A 13,232-nucleotide genomic window follows, 5' to 3' on the forward strand; every position below is an offset into this window, starting at 1 on the left:
GACTAACCAACAAAACGCCCTTGTACCTCCCAGGTACAAGGGCGTTTTACTTTGTGGGCTGGCGTAACATCTCCAGCCCACCGCATGCTCTGCGGTACACTTCCCCATCAGCTTCACTCACGATTCCCTCATGGCCCGCTCTCGAGACAAAGCGTTTGAAGGCCCTGCTGTAGATCCTCAGCTCGCCGCGATCAAGCTCCCCCCCCATTCACTAGAAGCAGAGCAGTCGCTGCTCGGCGGAATCCTGCTGGATAACTCCGCGTGGGATCGGATCGCTGACCTAGTCGGCGAAGTTGACTTCTATCGAGACGAGCATCGCAGGGTATTCAAGCAGATCGCTGGTTTGATCGAGCGTGGCAAGCCGGCTGACGTGGTCACGGTTTTCGAAGCGCTGGAAAAGAATGGCGAGGCCCAGCATATCGGTGGTTTGGCGTATCTCGGCGAACTGGCGAACAACACGCCTTCTGCGTCGAACATCCGTCGCTACGCAGAGATCGTCCGCGAGCGCGCCATTCTGCGCAAACTAGTAACGGTCGGCGATGAGATCGCTGCTGGTGCGCTTACACCTTCAGGGCGGGATGCAAGTTTGATCCTGGATGAGGCCGAGTCCAAGATCCTAGCGATCCGCGACGAAGGCTCTCGCCAGAATTCCGGCTTCATCGCTATCCAACCGGTACTGACACAGGTGGTGGACCGAATCCAGGAGCTGTACGATCGGGACAATCCTGCTGCTGTTACCGGCGTGCCTACCGGACTGGCCGATCTGGACAAGATGACCTCTGGCCTGCAGGCCACCGACATGATTGTTGTGGCGGGGCGTCCAGGTATGGGTAAGACCTCCGTCGCGTTGAATATCGCCGAAAGCGTTGCGCTGACTGCACAATTGCCCGTGGCGATTTTCTCCATGGAAATGCCGGCTACTCAGCTCGTGATGCGTTTCATTTCCTCGGTCGGGCGACTTGACCAGCATCGGCTGCGCACCGGGAAACTCAATGATGATGAATGGCAGCGTCTGTCATACGCGCTGGGCAAACTGCATGAGGCTCCGATCTTCCTTGATGAGACGCCGGGGCTGAATCCGATCGACCTACGTGCTCGTGCACGGCGCCTGCATCGACAATGCGGTGGCAAGCTGGGATTGATCGTGATCGACTACTTGCAACTGATGAGCTCTCACAAGGAGAGCGACAACCGTTCTGCCGAACTGTCCGAAATCTCGAGATCGGTAAAATCCTTGGCAAAGGAATTGCAAGTGCCGATCATGGCGCTGTCTCAATTGAACCGAAGTCTTGAGCAGCGCCCCAACAAGCGTCCAGTCATGAGCGATTTGCGTGAATCTGGGGCTATCGAACAGGATGCTGACATCATCATGTTCGTGTATCGCGACGAGATCTACAACCCTGACACTCAGGACAAGGGTAAGGCGGAACTGATCATCGGCAAGCACCGGAACGGCCCGACAGGCACCGTACCTCTGACCTTCCTGGGGGAATACACGCGGTTTGAAAATTACGTGCACACCGATCCCTACTGACCAAGCCTTGCGCTGCATGGGCGGATTATCCGCGAGCGGCCGATTCGTGTCGTATCATCCCGCATAGGAACATATTGCACCTAAAGGCGGCGAATTGCCGCTTGCCAGGGAGGTAGGGTGACGCGGGAAGTGATTTTCGGCTTGATCGGCGTATTGCTGCTTTACGTATGCTGGCAGTTGCTGCGGCTATGGTTTATGGCAAGACGCAGATCAGCAGCGAAGCGCGACGCAGAGTCATCCCAGGCGATCCATTCCAGCATACTGGGTGCCGGGACGGGCCCTAGCTTTTCATCTGTGCATTTTGATGCCGATCTGGAGCCTGAGACAGTGTCTCCGTCCTCCCTGGAGCCTCGGCTAAGTGCTATCCCTCCTTTGCATCGCCCCGTGGAGCCGGATCCTACCGAGTTTTCCTTCGATGCTTTGCTCGAGATGCGGCAGACCCGGCATCGACTAGATGAGTTGTTCGGGCGACATGAGAGCCTGGAGGCCGAGGTCGTCGCCTTGCGTAAGGCTTTGGCCGAAGTCCGGGCATTTGCTCAGGTCTCACCCATGTATGGCGAGGCTGTCGCATTGGCGAGACGTGGCTTCAGCGTGGATGCCATTGCGGAACGGTGTGGAATCTCTGTGGCGGAGGCCCAGCTGGTCAATGCATTGAGCATTGACCCAACTACAGATGAGAAGGACGACGAACGTGGCTGATTTCCGGCAGAGTGGTGATGAAGAGTCCGCTTCGAAAGCCCGGCGTGCAGTGTTCTCGCGGGTTGCGCTCGCTTTCGTACTGATTATTGGCCTGTTGGGGGGCTGTTATATTTCGAATCCAGCCAGAATGTAGGCTCCCCGGTTCCTGCGGTGAATGCCAGTCTTCCGCCAGCAATTGGTATCAGCGTGAGCAAGCCAGGCGTCCCGGAGGCCGCTAGTGCGGTTGTAGAAAGTCCCAAGAGCGAACCTGCGGAGGAGTCCGCACTCGCTGAGCCGCCCCTGGTGCCTGCGACGGAGGGCGTACCTGAAGAGACCGCTCTACCAGAGGCTCCGCTAGCAGAGAGTAGTCCTTCAACGAAAGCCAAGGGAGTTGTGCACGCGGCTGCGAGCAGTAGTTCTCGCACCGTCTCAACCGGCCAGACAGACCGTGTGATGATCACCTCTGAAATGGAGGCGCCAGCGCACCGTCCTGCGGCAGAGGCGGGCCGGAGGAGTGCGAGTGCCAGCGTTGTCCCTCCGAACTATCTGCTGCAGCTTGGCGTTTTCGCCAATCAACATAACGCGGAAGAGCTATACAACCGTTTGCGTACTGCGGGTATCCCCGCGCAGCTCGAAACACGGGTACAGGTCGGCCCGTTTGCCTCGCGTGAAGAGGCTGCGAAGGCACAGGAGAAACTGAATGCCCTCGGGGTCGGGCGGGGAATGCTGGTGCAGCAAAACCGCAAGCCGTGAGTAGATCTTCATTCCGGGATCTGTTTGATGATTCCGCGAGTGACCTGTCTGTGTACAGTGTTGTCTTGACTCATTGCAGTTCAAGTTCAGGAGAATGAACCATGAAGATTGACAGTCCGCGCTTCGGCACGCTTGAAGTGGAGAGCAACAAACTCATCGAGTTTCCGCTCGGCCTTCCGGGGCTGGAAAACTGCCGAACCTTCAGCATGCTGGAGATGGAGTCAGCCAAACAGGTCGTGGCTGTGCTGCAGAGCATGGATGACCCGGATGTGGCCTTTTCCGTGACCACTCCGGATCTGCTTGGTCTGCATTACGAATTCGATCTGACAGAAGATGAGGAGCGCCTGTTGGGGGTCAGCAAGGTGGAGGATCTCGCCGTCTTGTTGATCCTGCGGGCGGGAGAGAAGGACGGCGAATCGGTGCATGCCAATCTGGTCGCGCCATTGGTGATCAATATGGAAGGGCGCAAGGGCCTGCAGAAGGTGATGCACGCCTGGGGTGTGAGTTGACGCTCAAGCCTTTGAACTGAGGTGGGCCATGGGCGTTTACAATCGCCCTATTCCTGTCCACGGAGGTTGTGATGACGCACCAAGCCATATCCAGCACGCAGGCGCCTGCCGCGATCGGTCCTTATTCGCAGGCGGTCCGTGCGGGCGATACCGTATACCTGTCAGGCCAGATCGGTTTGGAACCCGAAAGCGGTCAGCTGGCGCTCGGTTTTGAAGCACAGGTATTGCAGGTTCTGCGCAATCTGCAAGCGGTTGTCGAGGCGTCCGGGGGATCGTTGGCGCAGATCGTCAAGCTGAACATTTATCTGACGGATCTGGGCAAGTTCGCGTTGGTCAATGAGCTGATGCAGACTTTCTTTACTGCGCCATTTCCCGCCCGGGCAACGCTTGGGGTTGCGTCGCTGCCTCGCGGGGCAGAAGTCGAGATCGACGCCGTTCTGGTCCTTGAGTGATCCAGCTCCCTTGAGCGAGACTCCTTCGCCCAGACGGCGACGGGCAGGCAAGAGCAAGCAGGCGGAGAGTCGTATGGCCGGCAATGGTCCGGTCAGGAAACCCGCATCTGCACTGACCGGCCGACTGCACAAACTCGGTATCTACAATGATGCCGACATGCTGCTGCACCTGCCGATGCGGTATGAGGACGAGACGCGTCTGGTGAACATCCGCGATGCGGCGAGTGGAGCCTCGGCGCAGATCGAAGCAGAGGTCGAGCACGCAGAAGTCACCTTCAGACCGCGCCGACAACTTGTGGCGCGTTTGCGTGACGAGAGCGGCACGCTCTGCCTGCGCTTTCTGAATTTCTATCCAGCCATCCAGAAATTGCTGATTCCCGGGCAGCGTGTGCGCGCCTTTGGCGAGGTGCGCAGCGGCTTCTGGGGGCCGGAGATGATCCATCCTCGCTTGCAAGCAGTTTCCTCGGGGGATGCTCTTCCGCAGGCGCTCACCCCCATTTATCCTGCGACTGCAGGCCTTGCCCAGGCGGCCATGCGCAAGCTGGTGCTGCGTGCTTTCGGGCGGGCAAGTCTGGCTGAGTTGTTGCCTGACGCCTTGCGCAAGAGTCTGAAGCTGGCGGGTTGGGAGCGCAGCCTGCGTTATCTGCACCAACCACCGCCGGATGCCCGTTTGCCAGCTTTGGAAGACCGTAGCCATCCTGCCTGGCGAAGGATCAAGTTCGACGAGTTGTTGGCCCAGCAGATCCAGCTGCGCCGTGCGTATCTTGAACGTCGCTCACACACTGCAGCAGCCATTCCTGCGCTGGGGAGACTTACCGCCTTGTTGATCGCAGCCTTGCCATTCGCGCTGACCGGAGCGCAAGCGCGTGCGGTGGACGAAATTGCGCGCGATCTTGCGCAGCCATGGCCCATGCAGCGTTTGTTGCAGGGGGACGTGGGAAGCGGCAAGACCATCGTTGCTGCATTGGCAATGCTGCAAGCGGCAGAGAATGGGCTGCAAGCCGCGTTGATGGCACCCACCGAGATCCTGGCCGAACAGCATTTTCGCAAATTGGCGGGTTGGCTTGAGCCGCTTGGCGTTACCGTGGCCTGGCTGTCCGGTTCACAGAAGAAGCGCGAACGCACAGCCATGCTGGAGAGAATTGCCAATGGTGAAGCCTTGCTGGTGGTGGGAACGCATGCATTGATCGAGGATTCCGTTGGGCTGGAAAACCTGGGGCTGGCGGTTGTCGACGAGCAGCACCGCTTTGGCGTGCGTCAGCGCCTTGCCTTGCGCGAGAAAGTCAGCGGGCGTTTGCCACACATGTTGATGATGAGTGCAACACCGATTCCACGCACGCTGGCCATGAGTTACATGGCGGACCTGGATGTCAGCGTACTCGACGAACTGCCGCCCGGGCGTACGCCCATCGTTACGCGGCTGGTGGCCGATGCGCGTCGCGACGAAGTGATTGCGCGCGTGCGTGACGCCTGCCGTGAAGGGCGCCAGGCATACTGGGTGTGTCCACTGATCGAGGAGAGCGAGACGCTGCAGTTGCAGACCGCCGTCGAAACCCATGAAACCTTGGTGGCAGAGCTGCCGGAGTTGCAGGTCGGGCTGGTGCACGGTCGCCTCAAGCCGGATGAGAAGGCGAGCGTGATGGATGCGTTCCTGCGCAACGAAACGCAGGTGCTGGTGGCCACCACGGTGATCGAGGTCGGTGTCGATGTTCCCAATGCCAGCCTGATGGTGATTGAACACGCGGAGCGTTTCGGATTGGCGCAACTGCACCAGTTGCGTGGTCGGGTGGGAAGAGGGGCAGCGGCCTCTTCCTGTGTGTTGCTGTATGCCTCGCCGCTGTCACAGAACGGGCGTGCGCGCCTCAAGGCGATATACGAGACAACCGATGGATTCGAGATCGCGCGTGCTGATCTGCAATTACGTGGGCCGGGGGAGTTCGTCGGTGCGCGCCAGAGCGGCGTGCCTTTGTTGCGTTATGCCAATCTGGATACCGATGTCGATTTGATCGAGGCCGCGAAACAGGCCGCGGAAGAGCTGCAGGCACGCTATCCGGAGGCTGCCGATGACTTGCTGCGTCGCTGGTATGGTGGGCGTTCAGAGCTGCTCAAGGCCTGAGCTTTCCGTGGGGGATTGCGTTTCGGGATGCTTGACAAGTCCTCCAAAGGCGCTAAAATGCGCGGCTTCCGTTGCGGGAGTAGCTCAGTTGGTAGAGCGCAACCTTGCCAAGGTTGAGGTCGCGAGTTCGAGACTCGTCTCCCGCTCCAGAGTTTTCAGAAAAAGCACGGCAGCTTTTTCTCAGGCGTAAAAGCCGGACAAGTCGAATAGGGCGCGATAGCAAAGCGGTTATGCACCGGATTGCAAATCCGTGTAGGTCGGTTCGACTCCGGCTCGCGCCTCCAGGTGTATGCGGGAGTAGCTCAGTTGGTAGAGCGCAACCTTGCCAAGGTTGAGGGTCGCGAGTTCGAGACTCGTCTCCCGCTCCAATTGAAGGGAAAAAACTGATGCCTTTCCCCTTTTTGTTTTTCTGCATCGGGCTTCCTGGGCTTGATGTCATGCAGGCGTCACCATTCCGTCAGCGCCTCGTCACGTCTCCGTCGTAGTTTTGCTGCACCGAAACTGTGGAGGTTCCGTGATGGCTATTCATCTGACGAAGGCGTCGCTGCACTTGCGTTGCCTGCAATGGCTGCAGCGTGTCGAATGGCTGCCGTTAGAAAACCTCATGCCGATTAACTTTGTGCCCGATCTTGGCGTGACCGCGGACGACTTCAGTGCAGATCTTCCTTTGCCGGAGGCAGAGGCAGCACATTGATGCCTTCTTCGAGCAGCGTGATGGCTTCGTGTGCGGTGGCGATGCCCCGTACCGGACGCTGTTCGGCCTCGCCGGCTTGAATGCGGCGTACTTCCGCGACGAATCCGTCGCCTACGTCCTCAGAATGTGCGGCCACGTTGCGCAGAGTCTCGAGCAACTGACCGAGCAATTGAGCGGGCTCCGGATCGCCATGCGCCGGTGGCGAGACCTCCGAGCCCGAACCACGCCCTACATGAGCGGCCGAAGGCAGGCGGCGAACCGGATGGACGCTGCAGACAGGGCAGCTGATCTGGCCCGCGGCATTCTGCTCGGCGAAAGCTTCGGGCGATGCAAACCATCCCTCGAAGCGGTGTCCCTGGGGGCATTCCAGATCCAGCACGATCACTGCGCGATCCACCCATGTCTTGAGAAGCCGCGAAGATAGCACGGGCTTGTGGGGCTTCGACGGACAAGCGCGTAGAATCGCGCGCCTGTTTGTGTTGATTGGCCTGCAATGGGTCGGATCCTGCTTGCTCCGATGGAAGGTCTGGTGGACGCGTCTATGCGTGACGTGCTCACGCGTGCGAGCCACTATGACTGGTGCGTGACCGAATTCGCGCGAATTTCAGCCAGCGTGCCGCCAGCGCGTTTCTTCACCCGCATCGCGCCCGAATTGCTGCAGGGCGCGTGCACTGCATCCGGTACGCCGGTGCGCGTGCAGCTGCTCGGTTCGGACCCGGAGCGGCTCGGCGCCAGTGCTGCGCGGCTCGCCGCTCTGGCACCTGCCGGCATCGATCTCAATTTCGGTTGCCCGGCGCCGACGGTGAATCGTCATCGTGGAGGGTCTGTTCTGCTGGCGGAGCCCGACCTCCTGTTCCGCATCATGCGTGCCGTAGCTTCCGGCATTGCCGGTCGTATACCGCTGACCGCCAAGATGCGCTTGGGGATTTCCGATTATTCGCCGGCGTTGGAGGCTGCCCAGGCGTTGGTGGAGGGGGGCGCCGAATTGCTCGTGGTGCACGCCCGTACCAAAGCCGAGGCCTATCGCCCCCCCGCGCATTGGCATTGGGTCGCACGGGTGGCAGAGGCTGTGAATGTGCCAGTGGTGGCGAATGGCGAGGTGTGGTCTGTCGCTGACTGGAGCGCCTGCAAGGCAGCCTCGGGCGTACCCGATGTGATGCTGGGGCGGGGGGCTGTGGCCGATCCGTTGCTACCGGCGCGCCTGCGTGGTGATTTGCCCGAGCAGATCGAGCCGGGCGACTGGCTGCGGTTGTGGCCCCTGCTCGCAGCCTACTGGCAGGAGGTGATGGCGCGCGTGCAGGCCCGCCACGCACCGGGGCGCCTGAAGCAATGGCTGAATCTGTTGCGCCGCAACTACCCGCAGGCTGAAGTGCTCTATCAGGCGATACGCCCCCTGCGTCACAGTGCGGACGTGGATGCAGCGATGTCGGCGGCAAGACCGGTCTGATGTACGCCAATTCACGCGACATCCGCAGTGCCCAGGAAGGGCCGCACGAGAAGTTGCTCCAACTGCTGACTCGGCAGCATGGTCAGGCTTTTCGCAAACCCGTAGCACCCTGGAATCAGGCCGCATTCGAATGCGCACTACGCGCCTGGGGAGGACAGTCGCCGCTGATTCTGGATGCCGGATGTGGCGTCGGGTGGAGCAGCCTGCATCTTGCGCGGACTTATCCGGATCATTTCGTGCTGGGGGTAGATCAAAGTCAGGATCGCATCCTGCGCGGCAAACCGGGCGAAATGCCGCCCAACCTGCATTTTGTTCGCGCCGATCTGGTCGACTTCTGGCGGCTGCTGCATGCGGCGGAAGTCCGGCTGGCACGCCACTTCATCCTGTATCCGAATCCTTGGCCGAAGATCGGGCAGCTGTCGCGCCGCTGGCATGCACATCCGGTGTTTCCGACTGTGTTGGCGCTGGGCGGTGTGCTGGAGTCACGCAGCAACTGGCGCATCTATCTCGAGGAGATGGCGTTGGCGCTGGACTTCCTGCTGGGTGTCCAGGCTGGGGTGGAGACCTGGGTGCCCGTGCATGCGCAGACGCCTTTCGAGCGCAAATATCAGGATTCCGGTCAGCCCCTGTTCCGCCTCTGCGCCGACCTGGATTGCCGATGAGCCTGCCCGATGATGAGCCTTGCCTGTCCTGCGGCGCCTGCTGTGCCAGCCTGCGCGTGAGTTTCCATCACAGTCAGTTGCTGTCCGAGGGCGGCTACGTGCCGGACGTGCTGGCCAATGCCGAAACCTGCACTACCTGGCGCATGCGGGGGACCGACGAATCCCCGCCACGCTGCATGGCACTCGAGGGCTCGGTGGGGGATGCGGTTCGCTGCAGTATCTACGATTGCCGGCCTGATCCCTGCCGCGAATTCGCCCCGCATGGCCTCTACGGCATCAGCAACGCTGAATGCAGTCGTGTGCGCCGCCGTTACGGCCTATCGCCGCTCCCCGCACCTGAAGGACTGTCGTAGTCTTCCGTGCCAGTGCCAGCTTGTTGCGGCGCTGCAACTTGTTGTTCACCGCTGTGCCGTCTATCCAGAAAGAGGTAGTCAGCGCGAAGGGGAATCACATGGAACAGCTCTGGAACACGCCCGAGGCCACAAGCGTGGCATCCTCCGACAACGCTCCATTGCGTGCTGGCGAGCCCGCTCCGATGTTCTGCCTGCCAGACGCGGAAATGGACATGTTCGATCTTGGCGAGGTGCTGCGGGACAAACTCGTGGTGCTGCATTTCTATCCGCGCAATGCGATGCCCTCGAGCCAGAAGCAGGCCATTGCGTTTTCCGAACGTGAGCGCGAGTTTGCCCGGCTGGGCGCCGCGGTGGCTGGCGTGAGTTTGGACGAGTGCCTGACGCATGCGGATTTCCGTGATGAGCACGGCATCTCGATAGCGTTGCTGTCGGATCCGGACGGCGAGGTATGCAGGCTTTACGGCGTGTGGCAGGATAGGACCATCGACGGCGTGATACGCCCGGCGGTGCACCGTGCCACCTTTGTGATCGACCGCGATGGCCTGTTGCTGCACGCCGACTACAATGTCGACCTGCGGTCCCACACTGCGGACCTGCTGGATCTGTTGAAATCATTAGGGAGAAAGAATGGAAATCCTCAAGAACACCGTCGTCACGCTTGACTACACCGTGCGCGATCCGGAAGGCAACGTGGTCGATGACGGTGCCAATCCGCTGGTCTATCTGCATGGCGGGTACGACGCCATCTTCCCCCTGCTCGAAGAAAAACTGCATGGCCTGAAAGTGGGCGAAAAGCTCAACATCAAGCTGCAGCCGGACGATGCGTTCGGTGAATACGACGAGAGCCTGGTGCTCGTCGAGGACCGGGAGCTGTTCCCCTCCGATATCGAGGTCGGCATGGCCTTCGAGCGTGTGGGTGACGATGGCGAGGACGATATGGTCTTCCGCATCACCGATATCGCTGACAAGAAGGTCGTGGTCGACGGAAACCATCCGTTGGCTGGCATGGCGCTGGTCTTCGACGTGACCGTGCGCGAAGTGCGTCAGGCCACCACTGAAGAGCTGGACCATGGTCATGTGCATGGCCCGCACGGTCATCACCACCACTGATCGCCGGGGTCGGATGCAACACAGCAGGCCGCCATGTGCGGCCTGTTTTTTGCCGCCACCCCTGGGGGGCTGCGAGTCCCCATAGAGGAAGTGCGTAGGGGCCCTTTTGTCGGGAATGGTCGTTAAACTGGGCAACCCGACAGCATTGGAAATGCCATGTTTGCGAATACTCCAGGCATAGAGACTTTCCAGTCGTTTGCCATTGCCCTGCTGCTCGGCGCCTTGATCGGCGTGGAGCACGAGAAGCACAAGGTCGATGCGCAAAAACCTTCCTTCGCCGGCATCCGCACCTTCGTGCTGCTGTCGGAGGCCGGCGCGCTGAGCGCCTGGCTGTCGCAGCAGACAGGAATATCCGGAATCTTTGCCGCTGCCCTGGCGGGGCTGGTGGGGTTGATCGTGGCCGCATACGTGCTGGAAAAACGCGCGGATGCGAGTTCTGTCGGCCTTACCACCGAGCTGGCGGCCCTGACGGCATTCCTGCTGGGGGCTGCCGTGATGTTCGGCCATGTGGCGATCGCCGTTGCACTGGCTGTGGTGAATACCTCATTGTTGGCATTCAAGGATCCTCTGCACGCCGCCGTACAGAAACTGGGCAAGGACGACATCTTTGCCGGTCTCAAACTGCTGATCGCCAGTTTCATCGTGTTGCCATTGCTGCCCTCGCAAACGGTGGATCCCTGGGATGCGCTCAATCCCTACAAGCTATGGCTGCTCGTAACCCTGATCTCTGCCTTGTCACTGGTCGGTTACGTGGCCATTCGTTGGCTGGGGCCTGCACGTGGCGTGGCCGTCACCGGGCTTACGGGTGGGCTGGTATCCTCGACCGCAACCACGTTGTCGCTGGCCCGAGAAAGTCGGCAGAAGGGCGACGCAGCCATGGACGATGCCTACGCTGGTGGCGTGTTGATCGCCTGGTCGGTGATGTTCGTACGTATCCTGGTGATGGTGGCGATCATCAATCCGGGGTTGATCCCGGTGATGCTCTGGCCTTTTGTCTTCATGCTGCTGGTGAACACCGGCTTCGCGCTGACCTACTACTGGCGCAGCCAGCGGTCTGCGCGACACCATCCGGCCAGTGTCAGCGAGGTTCCGCTGAAGAACCCGTTCAGCCTGTGGTCTGCCAGCAAGTTCGGCATGCTGTTCGCGGTGGTGCTGTTGCTGGTGGGCATCACACGCCAGCATTTTTCATCTTCAGGCATGGTGTTGGTGGCGATTCTGGCCGGCACCACCGATGTGGATGCGATCACCCTGTCGATGGCCGATCTGGCCCGTGAGGCTACCCACGTGCCGATCGCATTGCAGGCGGTCGTGGCTGCGACGCTTTCCAATACTGTGGTCAAGGCCGGCATGACGATGCTGCTCGGTAGCCACGGGCTGGGTCGCCGCATGTTGCTGGCGACGCTGGCGGTGCTGGTGACAGGATTGCTGACGCTGCTCTGGCGCTGAAATCGCTCAGCTGCGGCCGATCGTACCCAACTGGCGCTTGAGTGCCGTCGCGCTGGCGAACTGGCGTTCGACGATGCGGGCCACGTTACCACAGACGATGTCGCATAACTCGAAAGTCGCTTCGTCGGCGATGGCATAGAACACGCTGGTACCCTGCGCGCTGCGAGTGACCAGGCCGGCCTCGAACAGCAACGCCAGATGTTTGGATACGTTGGCCTGGCCGCAGCCCGTCAGCTCCGTGATCTGGCCCACATTCTTTTCGCCATCGCGCAGGGTATTGAGGATGCGGAGCCGCGTGGGCTCCGAAAGTGCACGGAAGTAGGCTGCGAGGTGGGTGAGGGCGGAGTCGTCCAGAGCTTGCATGATGTGACGTCTTTCCGGAAAGAGGGGCGCAGGGCGATATGGGCCATTGTAGCGTCGCCTCGGGAGGTTGCGCCGATTTGGCAATATAACCATAGGGAGATATGGCGTGCGGTGATCTGTCGTGCTGCACTGCAGCCTTTCGGCAGGGTGAAAGAGCTTCTATCCTGAAGCAGGAGACTGCGCGATTCTGCGCAAATGCATGATCCAAGTGACGGCTGGCCTGCCGCCATGAGGCCTCAACGGTTTCTGCTTGTTGATGTGTATGCATCGGCAGGCATGAAAGGGGAAGCGGTCCCTCGATCGCAGCCCCCAATTCGCAAGGAGGAGACATCATGAAGAGAAACGTCGGAGGAGTGGATCGCGCGCTGCGCGTGACGATCGGACTTGCACTGGTGATTCTGGCGGCTATGGGAATCATCGGCGCATGGGGGTGGATCGGGTTGCTGCCGATAGCTACAGGGCTGGCCAGTTTCTGTCCGCTGTATTCGATGATCGGCATCGACACCTGCCCGCCACCGCCCAAGAAGAGCTTGGAGTTCCGTGAAAACCTGCCGGAGAGCTTTCACAACGAAGTCAGCCACGGCAGTTGAAGTTCCTCGTCTCCCGCCGGATCGTTTCGGCGGGAGGCGAACCTATTGGCGAGCCCCGCCTCCAATGGCAACATAGCGCATCGCCGTCGTGCGTTTCGCACGATCCCCCTACAGGAGTTACCCAATGAATACCGTTGCAACCGAACTGCCGGATCCGATCCTCTTCACGGACGCCGCTGCCAACAAGGTCAAGGAATTGATCGACGAAGAGGGCAATACCGAACTCAAGCTGCGTGTTTTCGTCTCGGGCGGCGGCTGCTCAGGCTTCCAGTATGGCTTCACGTTCGATGAGGAAGTCAATGAAGACGACACCGAAATGAAGAAGAACGGCGTTACGCTGCTGATCGATTCGATGAGCTATCAGTATCTGGTCGGCGCAGAAATCGATTACACCGACGGCCTGGAAGGCTCTCAGTTCGTGATCCGTAATCCGAACGCCACCACGACTTGCGGATGTGGTTCTTCGTTCTCGGTATGAGTGGCAGCCAACGCCACAACGAAAAGGGCTCCCGTCGGGAGCCCTTT

Annotated in this window: 17 protein-coding genes and 3 tRNA genes; 18 read left to right on the forward strand and 2 right to left on the reverse strand. The window is 60.2% G+C overall.

The annotated features are described in order from the left end of the window. The first annotated feature begins 130 nt into the window (after window positions 1-130). The 10 genes from dnaB to BGI27_RS01400 all read left to right on the forward strand — a co-directional run bounded on the left by dnaB (window position 131) and on the right by BGI27_RS01400 (window position 6,736). Window positions 131-1,534 carry a replicative DNA helicase gene (gene dnaB / locus BGI27_RS01355; protein WP_095523127.1) on the forward strand — a complete coding sequence of 468 codons (1,404 nt, stop codon included), beginning with the start codon at window positions 131-133 and terminating at the stop codon, window positions 1,532-1,534. 384 nt (window positions 1,535-1,918) lie between these two features. Continuing rightward, a complete protein-coding gene (locus BGI27_RS01360; protein ID WP_170942890.1) occupies window positions 1,919-2,233 on the forward strand; it encodes a DUF2802 domain-containing protein in 315 nt (104 codons plus the stop codon). A 432-nt stretch (window positions 2,234-2,665) separates the two neighbouring features. Then, window positions 2,666-2,965, forward strand: a complete 300-nt coding sequence (locus BGI27_RS01365) for an SPOR domain-containing protein (protein WP_095523129.1) — start codon at window positions 2,666-2,668, stop codon at window positions 2,963-2,965. 101 nt (window positions 2,966-3,066) lie between these two features. After that, complete coding sequence (gene fliW, locus BGI27_RS01370; RefSeq protein WP_223871529.1) at window positions 3,067-3,474, forward strand: flagellar assembly protein FliW; 408 nt, start codon at window positions 3,067-3,069, stop codon at window positions 3,472-3,474. Between the two features lie 71 nt (window positions 3,475-3,545). Further along, complete coding sequence (locus BGI27_RS01375) at window positions 3,546-3,926, forward strand: RidA family protein (RefSeq protein WP_095523130.1); 381 nt, start codon at window positions 3,546-3,548, stop codon at window positions 3,924-3,926. 73 nt (window positions 3,927-3,999) lie between these two features. Beyond that, the gene (recG, locus tag BGI27_RS01380) at window positions 4,000-6,042 is read left to right on the forward strand and encodes an ATP-dependent DNA helicase RecG (protein ID WP_095523131.1); all 2,043 of its coding nucleotides are present in this window, start codon (window positions 4,000-4,002) and stop codon (window positions 6,040-6,042) included. A 73-nt stretch (window positions 6,043-6,115) separates the two neighbouring features. Next, window positions 6,116-6,191: transfer RNA gene (locus tag BGI27_RS01385), tRNA-Gly, on the forward strand. A 61-nt stretch (window positions 6,192-6,252) separates the two neighbouring features. Then, window positions 6,253-6,326 (forward strand) — tRNA-Cys (locus tag BGI27_RS01390). A gap of 7 nt (window positions 6,327-6,333) precedes the next feature. After that, window positions 6,334-6,410, forward strand: a tRNA-Gly gene (locus BGI27_RS01395). Between the two features lie 149 nt (window positions 6,411-6,559). After that, entirely contained in the window at window positions 6,560-6,736 is a 177-nt protein-coding gene (locus BGI27_RS01400; protein ID WP_170942889.1) for a hypothetical protein, read from the forward strand. On the opposite strand, the gene BGI27_RS01405 is transcribed toward BGI27_RS01400, so the two are convergent. Beyond that, window positions 6,693-7,133, reverse strand: a complete 441-nt coding sequence (locus tag BGI27_RS01405; protein ID WP_223871530.1) for a DUF1178 family protein — start codon at window positions 7,131-7,133, stop codon at window positions 6,693-6,695. The two genes, BGI27_RS01400 and BGI27_RS01405, sit on opposite strands and share 44 nt — an antisense overlap. A gap of 96 nt (window positions 7,134-7,229) precedes the next feature. Here BGI27_RS01405 and BGI27_RS01410 point away from each other — a divergent pair, with 96 nt between their 5' ends. The 6 genes from BGI27_RS01410 (at window position 7,230) to BGI27_RS01435 (ending at window position 11,754) form a co-directional block, all read left to right on the forward strand. Continuing rightward, the gene (locus BGI27_RS01410; protein ID WP_223871531.1) at window positions 7,230-8,183 is read left to right on the forward strand and encodes a tRNA dihydrouridine synthase; all 954 of its coding nucleotides are present in this window, start codon (window positions 7,230-7,232) and stop codon (window positions 8,181-8,183) included. After that, the gene (trmB, locus tag BGI27_RS01415; protein WP_095523134.1) at window positions 8,180-8,845 is read left to right on the forward strand and encodes a tRNA (guanine(46)-N(7))-methyltransferase TrmB; all 666 of its coding nucleotides are present in this window, start codon (window positions 8,180-8,182) and stop codon (window positions 8,843-8,845) included. Before BGI27_RS01410 ends, trmB begins: the two co-directional genes overlap by 4 nt. Continuing rightward, on the forward strand, window positions 8,842-9,198 hold the full coding sequence (locus BGI27_RS01420) for a YkgJ family cysteine cluster protein (protein ID WP_095523135.1): 357 nt from the start codon (window positions 8,842-8,844) through the stop codon (window positions 9,196-9,198). The genes trmB and BGI27_RS01420 overlap by 4 nt, the downstream gene beginning before the upstream one ends. A 98-nt stretch (window positions 9,199-9,296) precedes the next feature. Beyond that, on the forward strand, window positions 9,297-9,860 hold the full coding sequence (locus BGI27_RS01425; protein WP_095523136.1) for a peroxiredoxin: 564 nt from the start codon (window positions 9,297-9,299) through the stop codon (window positions 9,858-9,860). Beyond that, a complete protein-coding gene (locus tag BGI27_RS01430) occupies window positions 9,826-10,308 on the forward strand; it encodes an FKBP-type peptidyl-prolyl cis-trans isomerase (protein ID WP_095523137.1) in 483 nt (160 codons plus the stop codon). Before BGI27_RS01425 ends, BGI27_RS01430 begins: the two co-directional genes overlap by 35 nt. Before the next feature lie 156 nt (window positions 10,309-10,464). Further along, the gene (locus BGI27_RS01435; RefSeq protein WP_095523138.1) at window positions 10,465-11,754 is read left to right on the forward strand and encodes an MgtC/SapB family protein; all 1,290 of its coding nucleotides are present in this window, start codon (window positions 10,465-10,467) and stop codon (window positions 11,752-11,754) included. A 6-nt stretch (window positions 11,755-11,760) separates the two neighbouring features. On the opposite strand, the gene BGI27_RS01440 is transcribed toward BGI27_RS01435, so the two are convergent. Then, window positions 11,761-12,117 carry an ArsR/SmtB family transcription factor gene (locus tag BGI27_RS01440; RefSeq protein WP_095523139.1) on the reverse strand — a complete coding sequence of 119 codons (357 nt, stop codon included), beginning with the start codon at window positions 12,115-12,117 and terminating at the stop codon, window positions 11,761-11,763. A 332-nt stretch (window positions 12,118-12,449) separates the two neighbouring features. On the opposite strand from BGI27_RS01440, the gene BGI27_RS01445 reads away from it, so the two are divergent. Continuing rightward, window positions 12,450-12,707, forward strand: coding sequence for a YgaP family membrane protein (locus BGI27_RS01445; RefSeq protein ID WP_095523140.1), 258 nt, complete (start codon window positions 12,450-12,452; stop codon window positions 12,705-12,707). Between the two features lie 124 nt (window positions 12,708-12,831). Next, window positions 12,832-13,185 (forward strand): iron-sulfur cluster insertion protein ErpA, encoded by a 354-nt coding sequence (gene erpA / locus BGI27_RS01450; RefSeq protein WP_095523141.1) that lies wholly within the window; start codon window positions 12,832-12,834, stop codon window positions 13,183-13,185. Window positions 13,186-13,232: the final 47 nt, after the last annotated feature.

The sequence above is a fragment of the Candidatus Dactylopiibacterium carminicum genome (assembly GCF_014736495.1).
Taxonomy (GTDB): domain Bacteria; phylum Pseudomonadota; class Gammaproteobacteria; order Burkholderiales; family Rhodocyclaceae; genus Uliginosibacterium; species Uliginosibacterium carminicum.